This is a genomic window from Maribacter sp. MMG018 (assembly GCF_018100785.1).
In the GTDB taxonomy this organism is placed as follows: Bacteria; Bacteroidota; Bacteroidia; order Flavobacteriales; family Flavobacteriaceae; genus Maribacter.
The window spans coordinates 156787-181679 of the sequence record NZ_JAGJEC010000001.1 but is presented as its reverse complement, the minus strand read 5'-3'; the positions used below and the strand labels follow the sequence as shown (position 1 = coordinate 181679).

Annotated in this window: 19 protein-coding genes; 17 read left to right on the top strand and 2 right to left on the bottom strand. The window is 39.0% G+C overall.

The features are described from left to right. The first annotated feature begins 181 nt into the window (after positions 1 to 181). The 15 genes from J8L85_RS00820 (at position 182) to J8L85_RS00750 (ending at position 18815) form a co-directional block, all read left to right on the top strand. Positions 182 to 1822 carry a TldD/PmbA family protein gene (locus tag J8L85_RS00820; RefSeq protein ID WP_211013810.1) on the top strand — a complete coding sequence of 547 codons (1641 nt, stop codon included), beginning with the start codon at positions 182 to 184 and terminating at the stop codon, positions 1820 to 1822. 27 nt (positions 1823 to 1849) lie between these two features. Next, the gene (locus J8L85_RS00815; protein WP_211013809.1) at positions 1850 to 3166 is read left to right on the top strand and encodes a TldD/PmbA family protein; all 1317 of its coding nucleotides are present in this window, start codon (positions 1850 to 1852) and stop codon (positions 3164 to 3166) included. 82 nt (positions 3167 to 3248) lie between these two features. Beyond that, positions 3249 to 3869 (top strand): DUF4159 domain-containing protein, encoded by a 621-nt coding sequence (locus tag J8L85_RS00810; protein ID WP_211013808.1) that lies wholly within the window; start codon positions 3249 to 3251, stop codon positions 3867 to 3869. 9 nt (positions 3870 to 3878) lie between these two features. Beyond that, positions 3879 to 4886 (top strand): MoxR family ATPase, encoded by a 1008-nt coding sequence (locus J8L85_RS00805; RefSeq protein ID WP_211013807.1) that lies wholly within the window; start codon positions 3879 to 3881, stop codon positions 4884 to 4886. Between the two features lie 4 nt (positions 4887 to 4890). Next, entirely contained in the window at positions 4891 to 5787 is an 897-nt protein-coding gene (locus J8L85_RS00800) for a DUF58 domain-containing protein (RefSeq protein WP_211013806.1), read from the top strand. Position 5788: 1 nt separating this feature from the next. Further along, positions 5789 to 7075: a BatA domain-containing protein gene (locus J8L85_RS00795; RefSeq protein ID WP_211013805.1), complete on the top strand. Its 1287-nt coding sequence runs from the start codon at positions 5789 to 5791 to the stop codon at positions 7073 to 7075. Then, positions 7072 to 9300 carry a tryptophan-rich sensory protein gene (locus tag J8L85_RS00790; RefSeq protein ID WP_211013804.1) on the top strand — a complete coding sequence of 743 codons (2229 nt, stop codon included), beginning with the start codon at positions 7072 to 7074 and terminating at the stop codon, positions 9298 to 9300. The genes J8L85_RS00795 and J8L85_RS00790 overlap by 4 nt, the downstream gene beginning before the upstream one ends. Further along, on the top strand, positions 9290 to 11032 hold the full coding sequence (locus J8L85_RS00785) for a hypothetical protein (protein WP_211013803.1): 1743 nt from the start codon (positions 9290 to 9292) through the stop codon (positions 11030 to 11032). The genes J8L85_RS00790 and J8L85_RS00785 overlap by 11 nt, the downstream gene beginning before the upstream one ends. A 48-nt stretch (positions 11033 to 11080) precedes the next feature. Further along, positions 11081 to 11809, top strand: coding sequence for a type III pantothenate kinase (locus J8L85_RS00780; RefSeq protein WP_211013802.1), 729 nt, complete (start codon positions 11081 to 11083; stop codon positions 11807 to 11809). Beyond that, a complete protein-coding gene (locus tag J8L85_RS00775; protein ID WP_211013801.1) occupies positions 11810 to 13096 on the top strand; it encodes a hypothetical protein in 1287 nt (428 codons plus the stop codon). Between the two features lie 38 nt (positions 13097 to 13134). Further along, positions 13135 to 14505: a hypothetical protein gene (locus tag J8L85_RS00770; protein ID WP_211013800.1), complete on the top strand. Its 1371-nt coding sequence runs from the start codon at positions 13135 to 13137 to the stop codon at positions 14503 to 14505. Position 14506: 1 nt separating this feature from the next. Then, positions 14507 to 15115: an LPS export ABC transporter periplasmic protein LptC gene (lptC, locus tag J8L85_RS00765; protein ID WP_211013799.1), complete on the top strand. Its 609-nt coding sequence runs from the start codon at positions 14507 to 14509 to the stop codon at positions 15113 to 15115. Next, the gene (locus tag J8L85_RS00760; RefSeq protein WP_211013798.1) at positions 15108 to 15311 is read left to right on the top strand and encodes a hypothetical protein; all 204 of its coding nucleotides are present in this window, start codon (positions 15108 to 15110) and stop codon (positions 15309 to 15311) included. Before lptC ends, J8L85_RS00760 begins: the two co-directional genes overlap by 8 nt. A gap of 2 nt (positions 15312 to 15313) precedes the next feature. Continuing rightward, complete coding sequence (locus J8L85_RS00755; RefSeq protein WP_211013797.1) at positions 15314 to 16600, top strand: hemolysin family protein; 1287 nt, start codon at positions 15314 to 15316, stop codon at positions 16598 to 16600. 94 nt (positions 16601 to 16694) lie between these two features. Further along, entirely contained in the window at positions 16695 to 18815 is a 2121-nt protein-coding gene (locus J8L85_RS00750; RefSeq protein WP_211013796.1) for a peptidylprolyl isomerase, read from the top strand. A gap of 51 nt (positions 18816 to 18866) precedes the next feature. On the opposite strand, the gene J8L85_RS00745 is transcribed toward J8L85_RS00750, so the two are convergent. Both J8L85_RS00745 and J8L85_RS00740 read right to left on the bottom strand, forming a co-directional pair. Beyond that, positions 18867 to 19772 carry a GYDIA family GHMP kinase gene (locus J8L85_RS00745; protein ID WP_211013795.1) on the bottom strand — a complete coding sequence of 302 codons (906 nt, stop codon included), beginning with the start codon at positions 19770 to 19772 and terminating at the stop codon, positions 18867 to 18869. Then, on the bottom strand, positions 19769 to 21091 hold the full coding sequence (locus J8L85_RS00740) for a hydroxymethylglutaryl-CoA reductase, degradative (RefSeq protein ID WP_211013794.1): 1323 nt from the start codon (positions 21089 to 21091) through the stop codon (positions 19769 to 19771). Before J8L85_RS00740 ends, J8L85_RS00745 begins: the two co-directional genes overlap by 4 nt. Before the next feature lie 207 nt (positions 21092 to 21298). Between J8L85_RS00740 and J8L85_RS00735 the strand changes: the two genes are divergently transcribed. Together J8L85_RS00735 and J8L85_RS00730 are read left to right on the top strand one after the other, a co-directional pair. Continuing rightward, entirely contained in the window at positions 21299 to 23464 is a 2166-nt protein-coding gene (locus J8L85_RS00735) for a S9 family peptidase (RefSeq protein ID WP_211013793.1), read from the top strand. 33 nt (positions 23465 to 23497) lie between these two features. Then, positions 23498 to 24850, top strand: coding sequence for a peptide MFS transporter (locus tag J8L85_RS00730; protein ID WP_047247294.1), 1353 nt, complete (start codon positions 23498 to 23500; stop codon positions 24848 to 24850). Positions 24851 to 24893: the final 43 nt, after the last annotated feature.

Here is a 24893-nt window from a genome sequence, read left to right as displayed (position 1 = left end):
TCTAAATACCGATATGATGTATGTATATAATTCTGTATTTTTAAAAGCATTAGAAGTAAAATGTGACAAGCATATTTTTTTGTTTGATACAGGTGATTTAATAAATTTTAAAGTCTAGTGTATCACCTTGGTATAGGTGTTTAATGCTAGATAATACTGACCAAAATATAAATACTAATACATGAAAAGAAGAGACTTTGTACAATTATCCGGAATGGGTGCGGCATCGTTGTTGGTGCCTGCCAGCATGATGGGGAATACAATTGCGACAGAAGCCCTGTTAGCTCCAGGAATGGATGTTGTTGTAAAAAAACGAATGGCCGATGTAGCCTTGAATACGGCCAAATCTTTAGGGGCCACCTACGCGGATGCCCGTATTGGAAGGTATTTGAACCAGTATGTCTTTACAAGGGAAGACAAAGTGCAAAATGTGGTCAATACCGAATCTTTTGGTATAGGTATACGGGTTATAGCCAATGGCACTTGGGGCTTTGCTTCTACCAATAGTGTTACCGAAGACGGAATTAAGAAAGCTACGCAACAAGCAGTGGCAATAGCCAAAGCGAACTCTAAAATTCAGAAAGAGCCGGTGAAACTCGCGCCTGTTCCGGCATACGGTGAAGTGTCTTGGAAGACCCCCATTAAAAAAGACTTTAAAGAAGTGCCGGTTTCAGAGAAGGTAGATTTGTTGTTGAGTGCCAATGCAGCTGCAATGGAAAATGGTGCCAATTTTGTGAATTCTGCCCTGTTTATGGTAAACGAGCAAAAATATTTTGCCTCTACCGACGGCTCCTATATAGATCAGGACGTGCATCGTATCTGGCCAACATTTAGTGTTACGGCCGTAGATAGGGGTGCCGGTAAGTTTAAGACACGACAGGCCATGAGTGCTCCTATGGGAATGGGGTATGAGTATATGGACGGTCTTGCTTCTGAGAAAAAAGAAGGTCCGGCCGGAATTACCCTTTACAGCAAAAGTTATGATATAGTCGAAGATGCCGTGCAAGCGGCCAAACAGGCAAAAGAGATGTTAACCGCAAAATCTGTGGATCCAGGTAAATATGACTTGGTGCTAGAACCTAATCATTTAGGGCTTACCATTCACGAATCGGTCGGTCACCCATTAGAACTGGATCGTGTATTAGGCTATGAAGCTAATTATGCAGGAACAAGTTTTGCAACCCTTGATAAATGGAAATCGGGTAACTTTAACTACGGTAGTGAGATCGTTAACTTAGTGGCCGATAAGACCCAAGTGGGTAGTTTAGGTGCGGTAGGTTATGACGATGAAGGGGTTAAATGTAAGAAATGGGACTTGGTAAGGAACGGAACCTTGGTAAATTATCAAGCAATTAGAGATCAAGTGAATATTCTTGGGCAAAATGAATCACACGGCTGTTGTTACGCACAAAGTTGGAACGACGTTCAGTTTCAGCGTATGCCTAACGTATCGTTAGAAGCGGGTAAAGAGAAATACTCCATAGCCGAGATGATCAAAGATGTTGAAAAAGGCATATATATTGCAGGTCGCGGATCATACTCCATAGATCAGCAGCGTTATAACTTCCAATTCGGTGGAACTATTTTTTATGAGATAAAGAATGGTGAGATCGTAGGTATGTTGAATGATGTGGCATACCAGTCCAATACCCAAGAGTTTTGGAATTCTTGTGTAAAAATATGTGATGAGAGCGACTATCGTTTGTTTGGTTCCTTCTTTGATGGAAAGGGACAACCTTCTCAGGTAAGTGCGGTATCACACGGTAGTGCTACTTCAAGATTCAATGATATTAACGTAATTAATACTGGTCGTTCCATTTAAAGGATACGCAATTCAAAAAATTCGAAAATGGCAATATATACAGAAGAAGAAGCTAGAAAAATAATGGAAAAAGCGCTGAGCTTTTCCACAGCCGACATCTGCGAAATAAATCTGAGCGGTAGTGAAAGTGGTAATATCCGTTATGCGAGAAACTCCGTTTCCACATCGGGTCATAGATCAAACCAAACATTGGCGGTACAGTCCAGTTTTGGAAAAAAATCTGGAACAGCAACAATTGACGAGTTTGACGATGCCTCTTTAGAAAAAGTGGTAAAAAGGGCAGAGGAGCTGGCAAAGCTATCGCCCGAAAACCCGGAATTTATGGATCCCTTAGGTCCACAAACCTATGACAAGGCAATAAATTACGTGGAGGCGACGGCCAACATTACACCTGAATACAGAGCGTCTGTGGCCAATGACAGTATTGTGCCGGCTACAAAACAAGATGTGACCGCAGCAGGGTTTTTAGATGATTCGTATGGTTTTAGTGCCATGCTTAACTCTAAAGGCTTGTTTGCATATAACAAGTCTTCAAATGTTGATTTTACGGTGACCATGAGAACCAATGATGGTACCGGATCTGGTTGGGTGTCCCGCGATTATAACGACGTTACCAAATTTAATGCGGCCGAAGCTTCTAAAATAGCAATAGATAAAGCGGTAATGTCTAGAGAGGCAAAAGCGATAGAGCCGGGTAAGTATACGGTTATTTTAGAGCCTGCCGCCGCGGAAAACCTTATTAGAAACATGGGTAGGTCTTTGAACGCACGTACAGCGGATGAGGGTCGTAGCTTTATGTCCAAAGAAGGCGGTGGCACAAAAATGGGAGAGAAAATTTTGGATGAGAGAGTAAATATTTGGTCTGATCCATTGCATCCCGAAGTGCCGACAGCAACATGGAACGGGGCAGGGCAACCTCTTAAAAAAACTACATGGATAGAGAACGGGGTGGTCAAAAATTTGGCATACAGTAGATATTGGGCAGAACAAAAAGGAGTAGAGCCAGTTCCTTTTCCAAGTAACTTGATCATGGGCGGTGGAGATGCTTCATTGGAAGATTTGATCAAGGGTACCAAAAAGGGAATTTTGGTGACCAGATTATGGTATATACGCTCGGTAGACCCCCAAACATTGCTCTATACAGGTTTAACAAGAGATGGAACTTTCTATATTGAAAACGGAAAAATTAAACATCCGGTTAAAAATTTCCGCTTTAACGAAAGTCCTATTATCATGTTGAATAATTTGGAAACCCTTGGTAAGCAAGTAAGGATCAATGGTAACCTAATACCGTACATGAAAATCAGGGACTTTACATTCACTAGTTTGTCCGATGCCGTATAAGGAAGAATAGTTGTGTAAACTGGTTGCAATTGAAATGGTTGTAACCAGTTTTTTCTTTTAATATAATTAGAATAGTATACTGTTGAGCAATGCCTTTTTTTTTACCCGTCTTCAATACGAATCCGGCGATTGGGATGTAGATCAGCGAATGCCCTCCAATCTGCTGAACTCTTTGGTAGAGTATACCACGTTGCAAGTGAACACTGTAGAGAATATAGTGCCGTTGGCCAGTGATGATATTTTTAAATGTCCCTTTTGTTATTTGTCGGGCCATAAGCTGGTGCAGTTTTCCAAAAAGGAAAAAGAGAATTTTAAAAAATATGTGGATAACGGTGGATTTGTTTTTGTAGATGATTGCAACCACGATATAGACGGTCTTTTTGCCAAGTCGTTTGAAAGGCAAATGGAAGAGTTGTTCGGTGGTGAAGCCCTTAAAAAAATACCCAACGATCACGAATTGTATTCTGTTTTCTTCGATTTTGAAGATGGCCCCCCCACTACCTCACAAGAACTTAATGGTTGGGGCGATGATTTGGTACATGAATACCTGAAAGCTATTGAGGTAAATGGTAGAATCGGTGTTTTGTACAGTAATAAGGATTACGGTTGCGAATGGGATTACGATTTCAGGAACAAAAGATGGTATAAGATAGATAATACAAGATTTGGGGTAAATATTGTGATGTACGCATTAACTTCTTAAATACACAAAATGGATAATAATTTGGCAACGGCCGAAAAGGAAATAAAAGCATTAACGGATAAACTACCGTTATTAAAAAAGGAAATAGCAAAAGTGATCATAGGGCAAGAAGAGACCATTGAGCATTTGTTGATTACTTTCTTGGCCGGTGGCCATGCACTTTTAGAAGGTGTACCTGGTTTGGCCAAAACCTTATTGATAAAAACAATTTCTCAGGCTATTGACTTAAAGTTTAATAGAATTCAATTTACGCCCGATCTAATGCCTTCAGACATTGTGGGTACAGAGATATTGGAAGAAGACCATACTACGGGCAATAAGTATTTTAAATTTAATAAAGGGCCAATATTTGCCAACATAGTGTTGGCCGATGAGATAAATAGAACGCCACCTAAGACACAGGCGGCACTTTTAGAGGCGATGCAAGAGTTTGAGGTTACCTACTCGGGTAAAACGTATAAGATGGACAGGCCATTTTTTATTTTGGCGACACAAAACCCCATTGAGCAATCCGGTACTTTTCCTTTGCCGGAAGCACAACAAGACCGTTTTCTTTTTTATATTAAAATAGCTTACCCTTCCGCAACCGAAGAAGTTAACATATTAAAAAGTACGACCGGTTCTAATAAGCCAAAAATTGAAAAGATAATTGGCGGCCAAGAGATCATCAAATTGCAATCGTTGGTGCGAGATGTGCCCATTAGCGATGACCTTATCGCGTATGTCAGTAATATAGTAAGGGCCACCAGACCGGAAACTTCAACAAATGAATTTGTGAAAGATTGGGTAAGTTGGGGTGCAGGGCCACGGGCCGGACAGGCGATGATACTAACGGCAAAGGCCAGGGCTTTGCAAGAAGGGCGTTTTTCCGTTACCCTAGAGGATATAAAAAAAGTGGCTTATCCCGTGTTGCGACATCGAATTATAGTCAATTTTAGGGCAGAGGCAGAGGGTATAACCTCAGATAAGGTAACTGAAAACTTACTTGAAAATATAAAAGTGAACATTAAGCGCTGATCCATTGAAAAACGACTATAGGCAATTACTGCAACCACAAATAATTAACAGCGTGTCTGGTTTGGCATTGATTGCGCGTGTGGTCGTAGATACCTTTTTGGCAGGGGCACACCAAAGTAGAAGAGTAGGGTCCGGATTGGAATTTAGCCAATACAGAGGGTATCAGCCGGGGGATGATATGAGGCTGTTGGATTGGAAAATGTTGGCACGCTCCGGTAGGTACTATATTAAAGAGTCCGATATAGACACCCATGTCACCGTTAAGTTTATTATAGATACCAGTGCTTCAATGTTACATGAGGAAGATGGGGTGAGCAAAATCGATTATGTACGTGTATTGGTAGCGTCGCTCGCTTATTTATCGCAAAATCAGGGAGATTCGGTAGGGCTTTTTGCATTGAACAATGTCAATTTGCAAAGTCTTTTTCCTTCTTCGAACAAAAAGCATTACAATCGTTTATTACATGAACTTGTTCATATGAAGATAGGGGGCGTATGGCCTTCCGATCAGAACGATTTGGACAAAATTCATCAAAGAACCCAAAAAGAGCTATTGTTTCTTGTGACCGATATGCACGAGAACAATGCTGAGTTGACCAATTGGGTACAAAGCTTAAAGACTTCAAAAAACGAAGTTTGTGTGCTACATGTTTTAGGCAAAAACGAAATAATGTTCGATTATAAGGGGGCAATCGTTTTTGAGGATTTGGAAACCGGGAAGAAAGTGAAAGTGAATGCAAAAAATGCCAAGGGAGCATACCTCGCGGCTATGCAAAGAAATCTAAAAGAGATTAAAGAGGCCTTTTTATCGAAAGATATCGGGTATGAACTCTTTAGGCTCGACCGGCCCATAGAAGAGGCGTTACAGTTTTTTTTAAAGAAAAGAGCAAGTTTAAGTTGATATGACATTTGCACATCCAACATATCTCTGGGGTTTATTTTCGTTATTGTTGCCGATAATAATTCACTTTTTAAACCAAGGCGATGTAAAAACGGTCAAGGTAGGTAGTGTCAAATATCTTTCTGAACACGCTACCAAGCAATCTAGAAAAATAAGGATCAATGAGATTTTGTTGTTGGCGCTTCGTTTGCTTTTGTTTGCTCTTTTGGTATTGACTATGGCTGGGCCAAAATGGAAGATGCCATCCGAAAATACACCTATAACTTACTTAATAGAGCCTTCTTTACTTCAAAATGCACAAATAAAGTCTTTATTGGATTCTTTGCCATCTTCCCATGTAAAATTATTGGCCAATGGTTTTCCTGATATTTATGATTATGAGGGTGGTAATGAGGAATCGAATTATTGGAAGTTGGCACAAGAAATGCCCGTTTTGGGGTCAGATAGTATTGTGGTATTCTCAAAAGGGTTGATTAAAGGGGTTAAAGGAAAAAGGCCTACGGTTTCAGAGCATATTAATTGGATGGTCTTGAATGATGGGCAAGCCATAGAAGAATATGTAGGAGCATGGGTAGGTAGTGATTCTGTGGAATTGCTTAAGGTCAATAGCGATCATAGGCTAATGGATATCCGTAAACAGGAGATTTCTAAAAGTGATGAAGAAATTAAAAGACTGGATAGTGATAGTCTATTTTTTTCTTCGAAAAAAGGAAGCATTAATGTTCCTGTTTGGAAGAAAGACACTATTAAGGTAGGAATCTTTTTCGATGCTGATTATGAGAGAGAAAAACACTTTATGGAAGCGGCTTTTAAAGCGGTAGGTACATATGGTGGTCATCCAGTAAAAATCGTTAGTTTCAGAAAAGGGGAAAGTGCGGACGTTCTTGATTCTAAAATGGACCTTTCGGTTTGGTTGGGGGTGGATCCATATTTGCAAACCTCTACAACAATACTTTTTCGTCCCGATTCTTTAGCTAGTAAATTAATAGTACCGGCGGAAAGAAACAACTCGTATTCGCTTACACAAAGGCTGAATATAGAATCGGCTATAGATAGGGGGTTGGTAAAGGATTTGGCTCGTATCTTGTTGAAAAATGATAGTATCCAAAATTTGGTGGATTCCTACGATATTAGGGTTTTGGCAGAAGAAGAGATTGCTCCTGTTTTTAATAATTTGAAAAAATCATCGGTTCGTGTGGGTACTATGGATGTTTCTCCGTGGCTGTGGTTGTTTATGGCACTGCTTTTATTGTCCGAAAGAATTTTGTCAAAAATCAAAAAACAATGACAGAGGCAAAAAAAATACTATATCGACTTTTGGCAAAGTGGAGGGTTATAAAAATCTCTGAAATACTCTTGTTTGGTGTCGGAGTATCGGTGTTGTCCTATTTTATCTTTTTTGACCTTTGGATGGCTTTTGTGGTCTTGCTAGGCTTGTTTGTTATTGGTTTTATATATGTGAAACCTTGGCGTATGTCTTTAGAAGATGTGTGTAGTTATGTAGATGCACATATCATACAGATGCAAAATAGTACGGGACTCGTACTTAAAGACGAGAAAGACCTGAGTGTGCTAGCCAAAATTCAACAGTCTAAAATAAGTAAAGAACTGGGGGCGCATAAAGGGGAGGTGCGTTTTAAGAATAATTTGGTTCTGTGGCTTCTTTTTGCATTGGGGTGTTCAGTAGCGGGGGTGTTTTTGTACTCCTTAGGGTTTGTGGGGCCAAATTCTTCAAACAATACTGTTCCAGAAGATGAGGTGATCAATTTTCAATTGATAGATTCGGTTGCTTCGACCATTGCAGCTCCTAAAATTATAGAACAAAAGGTAAGTGTACAATATCCCGATTACACCAATAAATCAACTTTGGTGACTTCTAAAATGAACATAGAGGTTTTAGAGGGGTCTAGGGTTAATTGGAAAATTCGGTTTGATCAAGCGGTAAAAGAAGTGTTGCTTCAGAAGGGGGATGATTCTTTGTCCATGGTTTTAAATGGAGATACTTATTCGGCCTCGGTCAAGGCCGACTACTCCGATTTTTACACCTTCGTATTTTCTGATTCGGTTCAGAACAAACATTTATCCGATTTGTATGTTATGGAGGTTTATAAAGACGAACCACCGATTATTCGGGTAGAGGGGCTGCCGCAGTTTAGTTCTTTTGATTATGATGGTCCGCAAGTGTTGGAGTTTTCTGCTGGGTTAAATGATGATTTTGGGGTTTCTGCGGTTGCCATTGTAGCTACGGTCAGTAAGGGTACGGGAGAATCGGTAAAATTCAGGGAAGAAAGACTGGGTTTTGATACATCCTTTAAAAAGAATTCTAAAAACCAAAACCTTCGTAAGAAGATAGACTTGCGCGATTTAAAGATGGAGCCTGGCGATGAGCTTTATTTTTATATCGAAGCGACCGATACCAAACGGCCCAGACCAAATATTGCCAGGACCGAAACCTATTTCTCGGTGGTTAAGGATACGGTAACAGATCTCTTTGCCGTAGAAGGAACATTGGGTGCGGATCTGATGCCCGATTATTTTCGGAGCCAGCGACAGTTGATCATAGATACCGAAAAACTAATTTCCGAAAAATCTAAAATAGAGGAGAAAGAATTTAATTATAGAAGTAACGAGCTAGGTTTTGACCAAAAATCCCTACGGCTAAAATATGGTGAGTTTATGGGCGATGAGACCGAGTCGGCCCCAGCACCGGCCGAAATAAACGAAACATCTGAAGAAGGGAATCTTTTGGCTGGGTATACGCATGATCATGATGGGGCCAATGAACACAATCTGGTCGAAGACGAGGGTCATGGTCATGAGCATGAGCATGAACATGAAAGCGATGGTGATTCGGAAGAACAAGAAGATCCTCTGGAGGCGTATGTACATAATCATGAAGATCCTGAAGCATCTACACTCTTTGCTAATTCTTTAAAAAGTAAATTGAAACAGGCAATGGCAGAAATGTGGGATGCTGAATTGTATCTAAGGCTTTTTCAGCCAGAAAAATCACTTCCCTATCAATACAAAGCACTTAAACTGATTCAGGAAATAAAGAATAGTGCCCGTATATATGTACATCGCATCGGGTTCGACCCTCCGCCTATTAAGGAAGATAAGCGTTTAACCGGAGATTTAAAAGAGATAGGCAACTTTACAAAAGAAGAAAACTTGACAGGTGATGTGGCGTATCCGTATATAAAGAAAGCGGTAGCTAGATTGGAAATGCTGCGTCTTTCCCCCGACGTACTAATGAACGGCGATAGGGAACTGTTTGGAAAAGCGGGGTCTGAATTGGCCGCAAGGGCCATTGCCGAGCCCGGAAAATACCTTAATACATTACAAGAACTTAAATGGCTTTCGGAATCGGCTAAGGTTTCCGTAAAACAAATAGACCTAGTGTTAAGAGGTTTGTATGATGTTTTACCAGATCAAAAGCCGTTGCCGAGTACAAAAAAGGGTGGTAACGATAAGATCAATGAACTTTTTATAGAAGCTTTGAATGTTGAATAGCGGTTTGGATTTTGTGCATATTGATTGGCTTATACCTTTGTTAATAGGAGCTATATTGCTTTTTAGTGTTTTTGTCTGGAAAGAATGGTCAGGTAATTTCGGCAAAAGATTTATAGTGAACGTTATAGTTGGTTTTGTCTCCATTGTTTCCCTGTTGTGTATTTTTTTGAGGCCTACAATACAGAAAAAAATAAAGGGGGAAGCTGTTTTGGTTACCGATGGTTTTGAAAAAGAACAGCTCGATAGTTTGAAAAAAGCAAAGAAGCGAACAAAATATATAAAATACCTTCCGGGTATGGATTTGTCCGCTCAATTGGATTCCGTATCAAATGTGGTTGTATTGGGTTATGGTATTAGGGATTATGACCTTTGGCAATTAAAAAACAAAGAAGTTGAGTTCTTGGGGACAAAGACACTCAAAGGAATTACGGAGTTGAACTACGGGAAAGAAAACACGGTGGGTAATGAATTAGTGGTACAAGGGCGTTATGATCGTCCCTTGGTCAATAACAGATTGGTGTTACAGAATTCGGGCGGATCGGGGTTGGATTCCATTGTTTTTGAGAACAATACATTTGAGAATTTTGAGCTTAAGACCAACCTAAAAGCTGAGGGGAAATATATTTATAAACTGACCGAAAAAGATAGCACCGGAAAAATACTTAATATAGAACCTTTGCCGGTCATAGTTAGGGGCGTTGAGGTAATGAAAATACTAATGGTTAATGAGTTTCCTTCTTTTGAGACCAAGTATTTAAAGAATTTTTTGGCGGAGAACGGACATGAAGTTGTGGTCAGGAGCAAACTTACCAAGCAAAAGTACAAGTTCGAATATTTTAATACCGACCGCTTACCGGTAGCCCCTATTAACCAAGAAAATTTAAAGAAGTTCGATGTGCTTATTATGGATGACCTTACATTGCTTAGTTTATCTAGGATAGAAAAAAAGGCAATATCAGAAGGTGTAAAGGAAGATGGCTTAGGAGTTTTTGTACAACCGGGCGAAAGATTGTTTTCCTCGTCAAATTCGATGGTAGATTTCGATGTGAAAAAAGAAAATAAAGAGGAGTTGTCTATAGATTGGTCTGATCGTAATCTTGAAAAATACCCCTACTATTTTAATGATACTAGGTTAAAAGGCGTGCCTATTGAAAATTATGCGTATACTTTGTTAAGTGGAAGCGGTAGGTTCGGTACCAGCTTGTTAAAGAATACATATCAATTGGTTTTAGAGGGAAACAACGATGTTTTTGAAAGGGTGTGGTCTACTATAATAGATAGAGTAGGAAAAAAATCGAAAGAGTCGTGGTCGTTCAGTTCTCTAGATGACCTAGTGTATTTGAACGAACCCTATAAATTTATTTTGAATACGTATGAGGAAAATCCTGGGGCGATTCATTCTAAAGGGTTTCAAATTCCTTTAAAAAGAAGTTTGATTATTAAAGAGGAGTGGGAGGGTATCACGTATCCTGAAAAAAAGGGGTGGCAATATCTTTATTCGAGCAAAGATAGTACGGTGATGTTGAATTATTTTGTATTGGATACTACAGAGTGGAAATCTCTGTCCTACAGTAAGATGCTAAAGCATAATAAATTGTTTTTTAATGATATTACGGGGCAGGCACCCATAAAAAAGTTTTCCCAAGAATTAAATATCCTGTGGTTTTTCATTGTTTTTATTTTGGGTATGGGGTATTTGTGGCTGGAGCCTAAGTTAACAAGTTTAAACTAAGCCTAGTAAATAGATGTGAAAACTAGTTTGGTTTTATAACTTTACAGTATGAATCTCGTAATAGATATTGGGAATACGCTGGTAAAGACGGCAGTTTTTGAAAAAAACAAGATTATTTTTGATGATAGTTTCAAAAAAGACTTGTTTGTTGTCAAAATAAAGGAACTTTTTGGTCTATACCCAAAAATAGAGGGAGCCATTGTGTCATCTGTTGGGGAAGTAAAAAGAACGGAATTGGCGGTACTTTCGCTATTTTGTAAAGTTCATTTATTGTCCGCCGATTCTAAAGTGCCCTTTAAGAATAGTTATGCAACTCCCCATACCTTGGGAAAGGATAGGATTGCCTTGGCAACCGCTGCTTTTTATTATAGGCCACATAAGAATACCTTGGTCATAGATGCTGGTACCTGTATCACATATGATATACTCAATGATTTTGATGAATATTTGGGAGGAGCCATTTCGCCTGGTATACAGATGAGGTACAATGCCATGCATGATCAAACTGCTCGGTTACCGCTGTTACAAAAACAAGAGCCATTGGATCTTATTGGTAACTCCACAGAAAACTGTATGCACAGTGGTGTAATCAATGGTGTGTGCAGTGAAATAAACGGAGTTATAGAACAATATGCTAGCAGATTTAAAGATTTAACAGTTATTTTAACAGGGGGTGATACACAATTTTTGTCTAAACGGCTAAAAAATACCATCTTTGCGGATTCCAAATTCCTTCTAAAAGGACTTAATTATTTGCTGGAATACAACAAGCACTAAATGATCAAAAAAATTGTAATTGCACTAGTGTTCATGGCCTCTATAGGTTTGAGCGCTCAAAATGGCACCGTTTCTCCCTATTCTTTTTTCGGTATCGGTGACATAAGGGCCTCGGGCACGATTGAAAATCAAATGATGGGGGGTATTGGTATATATGCCGATAGTATCCATGTGAATTTGCAAAACCCGGCCGCCTATGGGGAACTGGGTATGGATGTTTTGAATAAAGTGGGTACGGTGGTATATACTGCAGGTATGTCCCGTAATAATTACAGGTTAAAAAGTTATACCGAAGAAGAAAGTCCTTCCGTTACTACACTAGATTATTTGTCACTGGGCTTTAGTTTGGGAAAAGGACTGGGAATGGGTTTTGGCCTCATGCCCTATTCTTCTGTGGGCTATAATTTTTTAAGTGAAAGGGAAGTCGACGGTCAGACGGTTACAAATAATTTTAACGGTGATGGAGGATTAAATAGGGTTTATTACTCTATAGGGTATGAGATTATCAAAAATTTGAGTGTCGGGGCAACCATCAATTTTAATTATGGTACCATGAACAGCGAAAGATTGCAACAAATGGAAGATGTGCAGTTTGGTGCTTTTGATAGAAGAACTTCTAAAATTCATGGTTTCGATTTTAACTATGCCCTTAATTATACCCCCAAAATAAAAGAGGGTTATACATTGCGTGCCTCGGTTAGGGTAAATACACAAGGGAACCTTGTTTCTAGAAATGAAAGAAAAATAGGTTCTTTTTCTAACGCCAATGGCGTCAATATTGAAGAGGTAGAAGTAAATTTATACGCTCAAAACCTCGCAAATACCGAACTTAAGATACCTACGACTACCACAATAGGTCTTGGGTATGGTAAAGATTTAAAGTGGTTTTTAGGTGCCGAATATAGTTTTCAGGGTCTAAGTTCTTTTGAGAACTCTTTTATGGGGGTGGATAATGTAGTATACGAAGATGCAAGTTCAATTGCTGTAGGAGGTTTTTATACACCAAATTACAACTCCTTTAATAGTTATTTAAGTAGGGTTACCTATAGGGCTGGGCTTCGTTTGGACAAGACTGGGATGGTCGTTAACGATGTTGATATAAATAACTTTGGCATAACTTTTGGACTTGGGTTACCACTGGGGCGTAGTTTCTCAAATCTTAATGTTGGTTTTGAATTGGGAAGGCGAGGTACTACCCGGGCCGATTTGATAGAGGAGAGCTACTACAAGATCAATCTTGGTTTGTCATTGAACGACAGATGGTTCCGAAAACGAAAAGTAGATTAATAAAATTTTAGTACTTTAACCACTTTAAAAATAGCAAAATGAAAACGAAACTTTACTTCACGGCAATAATGTTCCTTGGAATGATGGGGGTAAGTAATGCTCAGGCACAGAACCCTGAATGTATGACTAATCTGTCCATATTCTCGGAACATGCAAAAGTTAAAAACTATGATGCGGCCTATGAGCCATGGAAAAAGACTTATGAGACTTGTCCTCAACTTAATAATGCCATTTATGTATATGGTGAAAGAATTTTGAAGGATAAGATCGAAAAAGCAGCTGCAGGCGAAAAGGAAGGTTATGCTAATGAATTGATGGGGCTGTACGATAATAAATTAAAGTACTTTTCTTCAAAAACAAGTCTTGGTGAAACTTTGGTGGACAAGGCTATGGTAAAGTATGACAATAAAATGGCCGATGATGCGGAAATGTATGAAATGTTATCAGAGGCTTTTGCCAAGGACAAAGAAAACTTTACGAATCCTAAAGCACTATACATCTATTTTTCAAGTTTGGTAGACTTGCACAATGCAGGAAAAAAAGATTTGCAAGAGGTGTTTGACGTATATGATGACGTAACCGGTAAAATTGAGGAGGAAAATGATAAGTTGACGGATAAAATCGCCAAGCTACTTCCAAAAGAAGAAGCGGGTACTTTGACCTCTAAAGAGAAAAGGTCATTAAAGGTTTATAACTCTTACTCTGTAAACTACGGTAAAATATCTAGTAGTATAGACTCTAAGTTAGGGGCCTTGGCAGATTGTGGTAACCTTATTCCTTTATATGAAAAGAATTTTGAGGAAAAAAAGAACGATGTTAATTGGGTAAAAAGAGCAGTAGGAAGAATGTTCAGTAAAGAATGTACAGATGATCCTATGTTCAAAAAATTATTCGAAGCGCAGTTAGCTTTAGATCCATCCGCAGATGCATATGTTTATGGTGGTACCTTAAAGAAAAAAGCCGGTGATACCAAAGGGGCCGTTGCAGATTTCAACAAAGCTTTAGAGTTGGAGACCGACCCTAAAAAGAAATCTAACATTGCTTATAAGATTGCGACCAGTTATGCAAAAACAAGTAAGTCAAGTGCTAGAAGTTTTGCTCAAAAGGCAATAGATGCCAACCCTGCAAACGGAAAAGCTTATTTGTTGATAGCTAGTCTATATGCAAGTAGCGCCAACGCTTGTGGTAGTACGCCTTTTGAAAAAAGAGCTATTTACTGGAAAGCTGAAAACTTGGCAAGACAGGCCGGTAGAGTGGATCCTGCATTAAGTGGTAGAGCCAGACAGGCCGCTGCAAGTTATGCGGCTAAAGCACCTACAAAAGAGATGATCTTTAGTTCCGGTATGGCAGGTAAAACTGTATCCTTTTCTTGCTGGGTAGGTGGTAGCGTAAAGGTTCCTAGTTTATAAGATGAACAAACGTTTTTTAGAAATATTAAAAGGCATTGCCATGGTTTTTTCCATCGCAATGCTTTTTTTTTCATGTAAGGACAATTACAAAAGAGTCGGGGAAGAGGCAAAAAGAGAGGTTTTTCCTCAAGGAGTGGCCGAAAATTTTGTGCTTACCTATACCGAAACACCAGAGAAAGTGGTTACAGATGGTGAGGCCGCCTCTAATGTGTTGGCCATTCTTTCCGGTCCATTACGTAAAGATTTTGAAAATCTCGATTTTCCGTATCAAACTTTTCCAGAGGGATTGTTAGTAGAGGTTTTTGATGAAAAAAAACAAAAAACGACCATTGAGGCTGACTATGGTATTTATTATGCCTCGACAGCACTGATCGATCTGCAGGGCAATGTTATAATTAAAGGGCATGATGGAAAAAAATTAGAGGCCCCGCAGTTATATTATGATAGGGAAAATGAATGGGCATTTACTGAAGAAAAGTTTAAGTTTACAAATCCTGAGGACGGTACGGTGATGGATGGCGAAGGAATGGATATAAAAAAGGACCTTAGCTTTTTAAATGCACGTAAAACTTATGGTTTAATGCTAATTAAAGAAGATAAAGATGATTAAAATTTTAAAATATACAGAGTATCTATACCTAATCGTAGCTGTTTTTTCTATTTATAGGATCTTTACGGATTGGAATACGGATAGGAACATGGCCTATCTTTTTGTGTTTTTTGCGGTTATTTCGGTAGGTATGTTTTTCTTCCGAAGAAAGTATCGTAAGAAGTTTGAGCAACGGGCTAAGGATAATCAAAATTAGTTGTGGACCATAGTATATTAATTATTGTTCTGTCCCTTATATTTTCAGCCTTTTTCTCTGGGATGGAAATAGCCTTTGTTTCCGCGAACAAGATCCATATCGAAATAGAAAAAAAACAAATAGGGTTTTTGGCTAAAGTATTGACAAGACTTACCAAAAAACCATCGAAGTTTATTGCAACCATGCTAATAGGCAATAATATTGCTTTGGTAGTATATGGTCTTTTTATGGGAGAATTGTTAATGAACTGGTTTTCTGGTCTATCTCCCGATAACAATGTACTTAGAATGTTGCTGACAGACTTTAGTCTGCTTACGCAAACCATGATATCTACGTTGGTTATTTTAATTACGGCTGAATTTTTGCCCAAGGTGCTTTTTCAGATTTATGCCAATAGTTTATTGAAGCTGTTTGCCATACCGGCCTATTTCTTTTATTTGGTTTTTTCCTTGATTTCAGACTTTGTGATCTCTGTGTCCGATTTTATACTAAAATATATATTCAGAACCTCTGGAGACGAGGTTCAGTTGGCCTTTTCTAAAATTGAATTGGGCGATTATATTAGTGAGCAGATGGAAACCGTAGAGGAAGAAGATGAAGTGGATTCTGAAATTCAGATTTTTCAAAACGCCCTAGAGTTTGCCGAGGTCAAGGCAAGAGAGGTTATGGTGCCCAGAACCGAGATCATGGCGGTAGAAATGCACGAGACGCCCAAAAACCTTGCAAAACTTTTTACAGAGACCGGGTATTCTAAGATATTGGTGTATAAAGAAACGGTAGACAACATAATTGGGTATGTGCACTCTTACGAGCTTTTTAAAAAACCTAAAACGATCAAAAGCATTCTGTTGCCTGTAGAATTTGTTCCAGAGACTATGTTGATACAGGATATACTCAATGTACTTATCAAGAAAAGAAAAAGTATGGCTGTGGTGTTAGATGAGTACGGGGGTACTTCGGGCCTTATGACGGTCGAGGATATCGTAGAGGAGTTGTTCGGAGAGATAGAGGATGAACACGACACCACTGATCTTAAAGAAGAACAAATAGATGAAACCCACTTTTTGTTCTCTGCCCGGTTAGAGGTAGATTATTTAAACGAAAACTATAAATTGAACCTGCCTAGTGGCGATGAATACGAAACGTTGGGCGGTTTGTTGGTACAGAGTGTAGGGGAGATACCCGAACGTGATTCGGAGATTGTTATAGATCGTTTTAAGTTTATGGTTTTAGAAGTGTCCAATACCAAAATAGATTTGGTTTCATTAGAGCTTTTAGAAGAAGACTAACTACATTGTTATCTATTATTTACAAGTGTTTTTAGTTTTTATTATTTCAATTAAAAATGGTAATTTCGCCAACTGATTTTAATTTTTTGATAGAATGGCAGTTTTAGAAAATATAAGAAAACGTACTACAGTTTTAATACTGATAATAGGCCTTGCCCTTTTTGCGTTCGTAATCTCTGGTGTGTTTACCAGTAGTAATTTTGGAGCAGGAGGTAAAGTGGGTACTACTGTTGCAGAAATTAATGGGCATGAAATTTCCATTGATGAGTTTAGACAAAAGGTAGAAACTGCCTCAAGAAGAGTGGGCCCTACGGTGTCTTCTATGCAAGTAATGAATCAGGTGTGGGAAAATGAAGTTAGAAATACCATCTTAGGGGAACAGTTCGAAGATTTGGGGATAGGTATAGAGCAGGATCAAATAGTCGATTTTCTAAGAACTACCGGATATGCTCAAAGTCCTGAGTTTCAAAACGAGAATGGGGTTTTTGATGCTAATAAGTTTAGACAGACCGTTTTAGATTGGAAAACCAATAATCCTTTGCAATACGAAGCTTGGTTAGAAACTGAAAAAGAGATAATTCAGTTGGCCAAAGAGCAAACTTATTTTGACCTTGTTAAGGCAGGTGTAGGTGCTACCTTAAAAGAGGGTGAGTTGGATTATAAGCTTGCCAACGAAAAAATGGATATCAAATACGTTCGCGTGCCTTATACATCTATACCTGACAGCACGATTACAGTAACAAAAAGTGAAATAGCCGATTATATCAGTAAGCACAAAGAAGATTATAAGCAAGATCCTGCCAGGGATATTAGATTTGTTTATTTTGATGAAAAACCTTCTGAGGCAGATGAGTTGGCAATTAAAACAGCGATTACCGATTTGTTGGACGATACTGTAGAGTACAATGCGCAAACAGATCAGAACGACACTATACTTGGATTCAGGAACACAAAGGACGTAGCTGCATTTTTAGATAGACATTCAGATGTAAAATTTGATACTATCTATAAGGCGAAAAAGAACTTGCCATCCAGCGTTGCGGATTCATTAATGAATTTGAAAGTCGGGGAATTCTATGGTCCATACAAAGATGCCGGTTCATATAAGATTTCTAAAATGATGGGAAGAAAACCGAACGGATCGGTTAAGGCCAGTCATATTCTTATTTCTTACGAAGGTGCTACAAGAGCCAGTGCAGACGTTAAAAGAACAAAAGAAGAAGCTAGGGAAGAGGCGAACAGGTTGTTAAGGGAAGCAAAAAAATCAGGTGTTGTTTTTGCAGAACTTGCAAGAGATAATTCTGATGGGCCATCTGCTCCTAACGGTGGTGATCTTGGGTATTTTCAAGAGGGTACAATGGTGCCTAAATTCAACGATTTTGCTTTTGGAAATCCGGTAGGAACCATTGGTTTGGTAGAAACTGATTTTGGGTTTCATGTAATTAAAATAGATGATAAAGAGGATATAGTTCAAATTGCTACATTATCAAGAGAGATCGTTGCTTCGGAAGAAACTACGAACAAGTTGTTTACCGATGCCACTAAATTTGAAATGGAAACCCTAGAGGATGAAAGTGCGTTTTCGGAAATTGCTAAAAAGAGCGATTACTTGGTAAGACCGGTGAATAAGATCAAGGCGTTGGACGAAAATCTTCCTGGTCTTGGTGCACAACGTAGTATTGTACAGTGGGCTTTTAATGAAGATACCGAAGTAGGTGATATTAAAAGGTTCAATGTAAATAACGGTTATGCTGTAGTTCAGGTAACGGGAAGCTATGAAGAAGGTTTAATGAGCCCCGAAGATGCGTCCGCAACTGTACTTCCTATTATTAGAAAAGAACGTAAGGCTGCGCAGATCATAGCTGCCAATAAGGGAAAGGCAATGGATGCCATAGCTTCAAGCAACAATGTTTCCGTTTCTACTGCCAGTGCGCTAACGGTGAAATCACCGACCATTCCTGGTGCGGGTAGTGAGCCTGTAGTGGTAGGTACTGCTTATGGTATGAAAGAAGGAGAAACTTCAGATTTAATAGAAGGAAATACTGGTGTGTTCATGATCGAACTTACAAAAAGAACAGAGGCGCCAAAACTACAGAACTATAGTACCTACGCCAATGCTATAAAGAACAATGCGGCTAACAGGGTAAATATAGAGGTTTACAATGCATTAAAAGAATCTTCTGAAATTGAGGATAAAAGAGCTGTATTTTATTAAAATATATAAGATAGATATATAAAAAAAGCCTCCCTTTTGGGAGGCTTTTTTTTATAATATCATTTCGTGGAAGGGCAATATAGTGGTGTATCCTTTGTCTCTGAAATAAGACATTGTATCCATAGTACCGGTTGTCATTACAAAATCTCCGCCCCAAGCTCCCAAGCTTTTTATACTTTTGGGGTAATCGTCGAATAGTTTTTCTTTGATAGTGGTAATACCCAAGGTTTTTGAAATTAATGATTCGTGGGTGTCCATGAGCTTCTCAAATTCAGGAAGATTGTTGCAGTTGAGTATGGAGGTAGTAATCTGGTTTATTTGTGGAATTAAATCTACTTTATCTATGGCACGCTTTCGATAGGAATCAATGGCCTCTCTACTGTTTTTTTTCTGGTTTAGATAAATAAAGAAAATGCTATCCTTGAATTTAGGATTGAAGGTTACTTCCTTTATGTACGGATGGTTTTGTTTTTTGCTATAAACTATCGCAGAATTATGTTGCGCACAGGCAATGTCGTAGCCACTGCCTCCAAAGGTGGCTTCCAGTAACCGATAAGGGTCAATGTTCGCCCATTTAGAGATATTGTTGATCAAGGTAGAAGAAGACCCTAGTCCCCAGTTTTTTGGAAATGTTAATATACTGTCGGCGTACACGCCTTTTAGGTTTTCTAAAAATTTTGGATTGGCTGTTTTCGCTTCATTTAAAATTTCACTCAACCTATGGGCAATGACAGGGTCAGAGGTTTCAATAACTTTCAAACTTTCTAGGTCAAGGTGGGCAGTAAACCAAACATTATTCGTTTCGTCCAAACTCCTCCAGTTAATAATCCCTGTATCTGAATCTTTAATAGAAAGATGTTGACCGAATTTTGTTGGCAATGCCAAGCCTTCTGCGCCATCTAAAATGGCATATTCGCCAGATAGTAATAGTTTGCCATTGCTATAGAATTTTTTCATGGCTGTCTTCTTAAATCCTCCAGAGCGTTAAGAACACCTCTATGGGTGACCGTTTGTGTTTTAAAAAATGAAATTATCTTTTCTTTTTCTTCTTCAGTGGCTCCATTCTGGTTCAAGATGTTCATCAGGTGCATTTTCATGTGGCCTTTTTGAATACCGGTGGTCACCAAAGAACTAACTGCGGCAAAGTTCTGGGCGAGTCCGGCAACGGCCATAATTCTCATTAACTCTTTGGCAGATGGGTTTTGGAGTATTTCTAGATTCATTTTCACCAAAGGGTGTAGTTTGGTGAGTCCCCCGACGGTGCCTAGGGCCAGAGGAATTTCTATCCAAAATTTGAAAATACCGTTCGCTATCTCGGCATGGGTAAGGCTGCTGTAGCGGCCGTTTTTGGCCGCAAATGCATGTACACCTGCTTCTACGGCCCTAAAGTCGTTACCAGTGGCCAAAACAACCGCGTCTATGCCGTTCATAATACCTTTGTTATGGGTTACGGCCCGGTAGGGTTCTACTTTTGCTATGTCAATGGCTCTTACCATTTTTTCCGCAAAGATTTCCGGTGAAACCTCGTTAGATATATTCAGTTCTTTTACAGGGCAACTTACTTCGGCACGAACTAGGCAATTGGGGACATAATTTGATAATATGCTCATTATCAGTTCTATGTTCCGTTCCTCTTCTGTGAAAGAAGTGTATTTAAGAGCCTCATTTTTAAGGGTGGTCGCAAACTGTTCTAGACAGCTATTTATAAAATTCGCTCCCATCGCATCTTGCGTGTCAAAAGTACAGTGTAGTTGAAAATAGTTTTCCAACTCGGCCGTTTTGTCCCTTAATTCTATGTTTAGAATGCCTCCTCCACGTTCAGACATGCTTTTTGTTAAGCTTTCTGTCTCCTGTAATAACTTAGGTTTTACAAAGTCGAAAAATTGAGAGAGACTTGTGTATGAACCTTTAAAGATAAAGTGTACTTGCCCTACTTTTTCAGTGCCCAGTACCGTAGTTTTAAATCCACCTTTGTCCAACCAAAACTTAGCCGCTTTACTTGCTGCGGCCACCACAGAACTTTCTTCTATGGCCATAGGTATGGCATAGAGTTTTTTGTCTATCAAGAAATTTGGGGCAATGCCTAAAGGCATATAAAGGTTTGATATCGTATTTTCTATAAACTCGTCATGCAGTTTTTGTAATTGTGAATCGGAGTTCCAATAGGCTTCGATAACGTGTTTCGATTGTTCGGGATTATGGGTGTAGTTGTTAACTATCCAATCTATTTTCTCTTCTTTGGAAAGTTTTGAAAAACCACTGATCGGCTTTGTCATTTATATTAGGTTTCCGAATTAAGTTGGTATGTTTTTGTACTTGTAAAATTTAACTGTACAAGTATCAAGTGGTAAAGATAATGGATATTGAGCAGAATCTAAATCAACGTGAAAGCATCGTTAAAATTGGCTTCTTTTTTGGGGTAAATTGAGGTTTTTTACAGAAATAGTAGTAAACTTGACAGGTTTAACAAATTTTATTCATTTATGCGAAAATTATACATTTTAGCAGTTTTTTTCTTGAGTATTCAACCTGTGGTATTTGCACAACAAAAACAGGTTACCGTTGAAGAGATTTATGCAGGGGAATTTAGGACAGAAGGGATGGAAGCCCTACGTTCTATGAACAATGGAAAGCAGTATACGGTGTTAAATTTTGATAGGGCGACCAGAGCTACCTCTATTGACAAGTACGATTATCGCACCTTAAAAAAGGTGGAGACCATTGTTTCTTCCGAAGATCTGGATGCCATAGATAATTTTATGTCGTACCAGTTTAGTGACGATGAATCACAGATAATTTTATCTACTGAAATAGAACCAATCTTTAGAAGGTCTACCTTGGGTATTTTCTATGTGTATGATATTGCGTCTAAAAAATTGACCAAGATCAGTGATGAGAAGATCCAAGAGCCTACATTGTCTCCCAATGGTGAAAAAGTGGCGTATGTAAAGGAGAACAACCTTTATGTGATGGACTTAAAAAGTAATACCACCAAACAAATAACCACCGATGGTGAAAAAAATAAGATAATCAACGGTATTACCGATTGGGTGTACGAAGAAGAGTTTGCTTTTGTGAGGGCTTTTCAATGGAACTCCAACGGCACAAAAATTGCTTTTTTAAGGTTCGATGAAACAGATGTGCCCGAGTTTTCGATGGATGTTTATGGTACTGAACTGTACCCTCAACAACATGTTTTTAAATACCCAAAAGCCGGAGAGAACAATGCGGTGGTAACATTGCATATGTGGGATGTAGCGACCGGTAATATTTCGAACATAGATTTGGGAGATGCTTATTATGTGCCAAGGATCAAATGGATGAACGATCCAAATTCTTTAAGTGTACAGACGATCAATAGGCATCAAAACCATTTAAAGCTTCATATGGTGAACGCGAAAACAAACGCTGTAAAGCTTTTGTTGGAAGAGAATGATGCGGCCTATGTAGATGTAACCGACAACCTTACCTTTTTGGCAGATGACAGTTTTATCTGGACGAGTGAAAAGGATGGTTGGAACCATATATACCTGTACGGTTCGGACGGTAAATTAATGAACCAGATCACAAAAGGTGATTGGGAGGTGACCAAGTACTACGGCTATGATCAGAATGATGATAAGATATACTATCAATCTACCGAAAACGGGTCTATCAACCGTGGTATCTACAGTATAGAGAGCAACGGGAAGAACAAAAAGGCCCTAGCGGTGTCCGCGGGAACCAATTCGGCTTCTTTCAGTACAGATTTCACCTATTTTATAAATACTTTTTCCAGTGCCGATACGCCACCTGTTTTTACTTTGCACAAAGCCTTGAACGGTAAAAAAGTGAAGGATATTAAAGATAATTCTGCTCTGCTGAATAAGTTGAAGGGCTATGCTGTAGCTCCTAAGGAGTTCTCTACGATTTCCGTTAACGGTAACGATCTAAACATGTATATGATCAAACCGGTAGATTTTGACCCCTCAAAAAAATATCCCTTGTTTATGTACCAGTACAGTGGTCCCGGTTCTCAAAATGTATCGAATAGTTGGATGGGCGCTAATGATTACTGGCACCAAAGTTTAGTGGCGCAAGGGTATATTGTTGCGTGCGTAGATGGTCGTGGAACCGGATTCAAAGGAAGGGATTTTAAGAAAGTGACTCAAAAAGAGTTGGGTAAATTTGAAGTGGAAGACCAGATTGCCGCTGCCCAAAAATTAAGTGAGTTGCCCTATATAGACGAAGAAAGAACCGGTATATGGGGGTGGAGCTATGGAGGCTTTATGTCTACCAACTGTATATTAAAAGGGAACGATACCTTTGAAATGGCCATTGCGGTAGCACCGGTAACATCATGGGCTTTTTATGATACGATCTATACAGAACGCTATATGCAGACACCACAAGAAAACCCAAGTGGTTACGATGACAATTCGCCCTTTAATTACCCTGAAATGTTAAAAGGAAAGTATTTGTTGATACATGGTTCTGGAGACGATAACGTGCATGTACAAAATACTATGAGAATGGTAGAAGCCTTGATACAGGCGAACAAGCAATTTGAATGGGCCATTTATCCAGATAATAACCATGGTATTTATGGAGGTAATACCAGAGTACACCTCTTTAATAAAATGACAAACTTTGTAAAGGATAATCTGTAACAAAAATCTTTAGATAATCAAACTAAATATATAATGACAAATTCAATACCAGCTAATCAAAAACAACTTTTTGGACATCCTGTAGGGCTTTATATACTATTTTTTACCGAAATGTGGGAGCGCTTTTCTTACTATGGAATGCGTGCATTGTTTACCTTGTTTTTGGTTGCTGAAACTACTTCGAGTAACGCCGGTTTTGGGTGGTCAAACGATGAAGCCTTGGCATTGTACGGCTGGTACACCATGTTGGTTTATGTGTCTTCTATCCCTGGCGGATGGGTGGCGGATAAATTATTGGGACAAAAGAAAACCGTAATGCTTGGAGGGGCGCTCTTATGTATAGGGCACGCAGTATTGGCCTTAAATTCTGAGACTTCTTTTTATATTGGTTGTCTCTTTATCATTTTAGGTGTAGGGTGCCTAAAGCCCAATATTTCGTCTATGGTCGGGGGACTTTACCAACCTAAGGATGAAAGACGTGATTTAGGGTTTTATATTTTTTATATGGGTATTAATATTGGTGGTTTTTTAGCCCCTATCTTATGTGGTTATGTAGGTGAGAATATTAGTTGGCACTATGGATTTGGACTTGCCGCCATTGGAATGTTTATAGGCCAGGCAGTGTATATGTGGGGGCAAAAATATTTGGTTCACGTAGGAAACTTGATTAGCCGTAAAAATGAAAAAGATAGGGAGTTGTTGGATAGACCATTATCAAAAATAGAAAAAGACCGTATAAAAGTTCTGCTGATCTCCTTTTTATTGATAATTCTTTTTTGGGCCGCTTTTGAACAGGCCGGTGGTTTAATGAATCTGTATGCTTCTCAAAAAACAGATCGTAATTTCTTCGGGCTGTTTGAAATTCCTGCTTCGGTATTTCAATCTGTCAACTCATTTTTTATTATAACCCTTGCAACAGCTGTTGGCGCGTTTTGGTTAAAATGGCGTAAAAAAGGGAAAGAATCGTCCTCGATGTTTAAAATTGCGGTAGGTATGATCATTATGGCATTAGGTTTTGGGTTTATGAGTGCGGCGTCATTACAATATGAGGCAAACGGCTCATCGGCCATGTATTGGCTAATTTTGGCATATTTGCTCCATACTATTGGTGAACTGTGCGCCTCTCCCGTTTCATTGTCCTACATAACCAAGTTGGCGCCGTTGAAATACGCTTCAATTATTATGGGACTTTATTGGGCGGCAACAGGTTTAGGTAATAAGGTGGCCGGTCTAATTGGGCAAGCTTCCCAAGAGATGGGAGAATTCGAAATATTCACAGGTATTGCCGTAATATGGTCCTTGATAGGTATTTTGGTTATTTTATTGCTAAAACCTTTAAAACGTTTGTCGCACGGGGCGGAAGATGGTGAGACTAAGATTGCCTAATAGAGCATAGGTCCTTAAAGTAACAGGATTCTATTTTTTAAAA

Excerpts from the sequence above, each read along its gene's own strand:
- J8L85_RS00820 (WP_211013810.1), top strand. The coding sequence starts at position 182 with ATGAAAAGAAGAGACTTTGTACAATTATCCGGAATGGGTGCGGCATCG.
- J8L85_RS00745 (WP_211013795.1), bottom strand. The coding sequence starts at position 19,772 with ATGAAAAAATTCTATAGCAATGGCAAACTATTACTATCTGGCGAATAT.
- J8L85_RS00735 (WP_211013793.1), top strand. The coding sequence starts at position 21,299 with ATGCGAAAATTATACATTTTAGCAGTTTTTTTCTTGAGTATTCAACCT.
- J8L85_RS00805 (WP_211013807.1), top strand. The coding sequence starts at position 3,879 with ATGGATAATAATTTGGCAACGGCCGAAAAGGAAATAAAAGCATTAACG.
- J8L85_RS00760 (WP_211013798.1), top strand. The coding sequence starts at position 15,108 with ATGATTAAAATTTTAAAATATACAGAGTATCTATACCTAATCGTAGCT.
- J8L85_RS00730 (WP_047247294.1), top strand. The coding sequence starts at position 23,498 with ATGACAAATTCAATACCAGCTAATCAAAAACAACTTTTTGGACATCCT.
- J8L85_RS00790 (WP_211013804.1), top strand. The coding sequence starts at position 7,072 with ATGACAGAGGCAAAAAAAATACTATATCGACTTTTGGCAAAGTGGAGG.
- J8L85_RS00815 (WP_211013809.1), top strand. The coding sequence starts at position 1,850 with ATGGCAATATATACAGAAGAAGAAGCTAGAAAAATAATGGAAAAAGCG.
- lptC (WP_211013799.1), top strand. The coding sequence starts at position 14,507 with ATGAACAAACGTTTTTTAGAAATATTAAAAGGCATTGCCATGGTTTTT.
- J8L85_RS00750 (WP_211013796.1), top strand. The coding sequence starts at position 16,695 with ATGGCAGTTTTAGAAAATATAAGAAAACGTACTACAGTTTTAATACTG.
- J8L85_RS00775 (WP_211013801.1), top strand. The coding sequence starts at position 11,810 with ATGATCAAAAAAATTGTAATTGCACTAGTGTTCATGGCCTCTATAGGT.
- J8L85_RS00770 (WP_211013800.1), top strand. The coding sequence starts at position 13,135 with ATGAAAACGAAACTTTACTTCACGGCAATAATGTTCCTTGGAATGATG.
- J8L85_RS00780 (WP_211013802.1), top strand. The coding sequence starts at position 11,081 with ATGAATCTCGTAATAGATATTGGGAATACGCTGGTAAAGACGGCAGTT.
- J8L85_RS00740 (WP_211013794.1), bottom strand. The coding sequence starts at position 21,091 with ATGACAAAGCCGATCAGTGGTTTTTCAAAACTTTCCAAAGAAGAGAAA.
- J8L85_RS00795 (WP_211013805.1), top strand. The coding sequence starts at position 5,789 with ATGACATTTGCACATCCAACATATCTCTGGGGTTTATTTTCGTTATTG.
- J8L85_RS00785 (WP_211013803.1), top strand. The coding sequence starts at position 9,290 with ATGTTGAATAGCGGTTTGGATTTTGTGCATATTGATTGGCTTATACCT.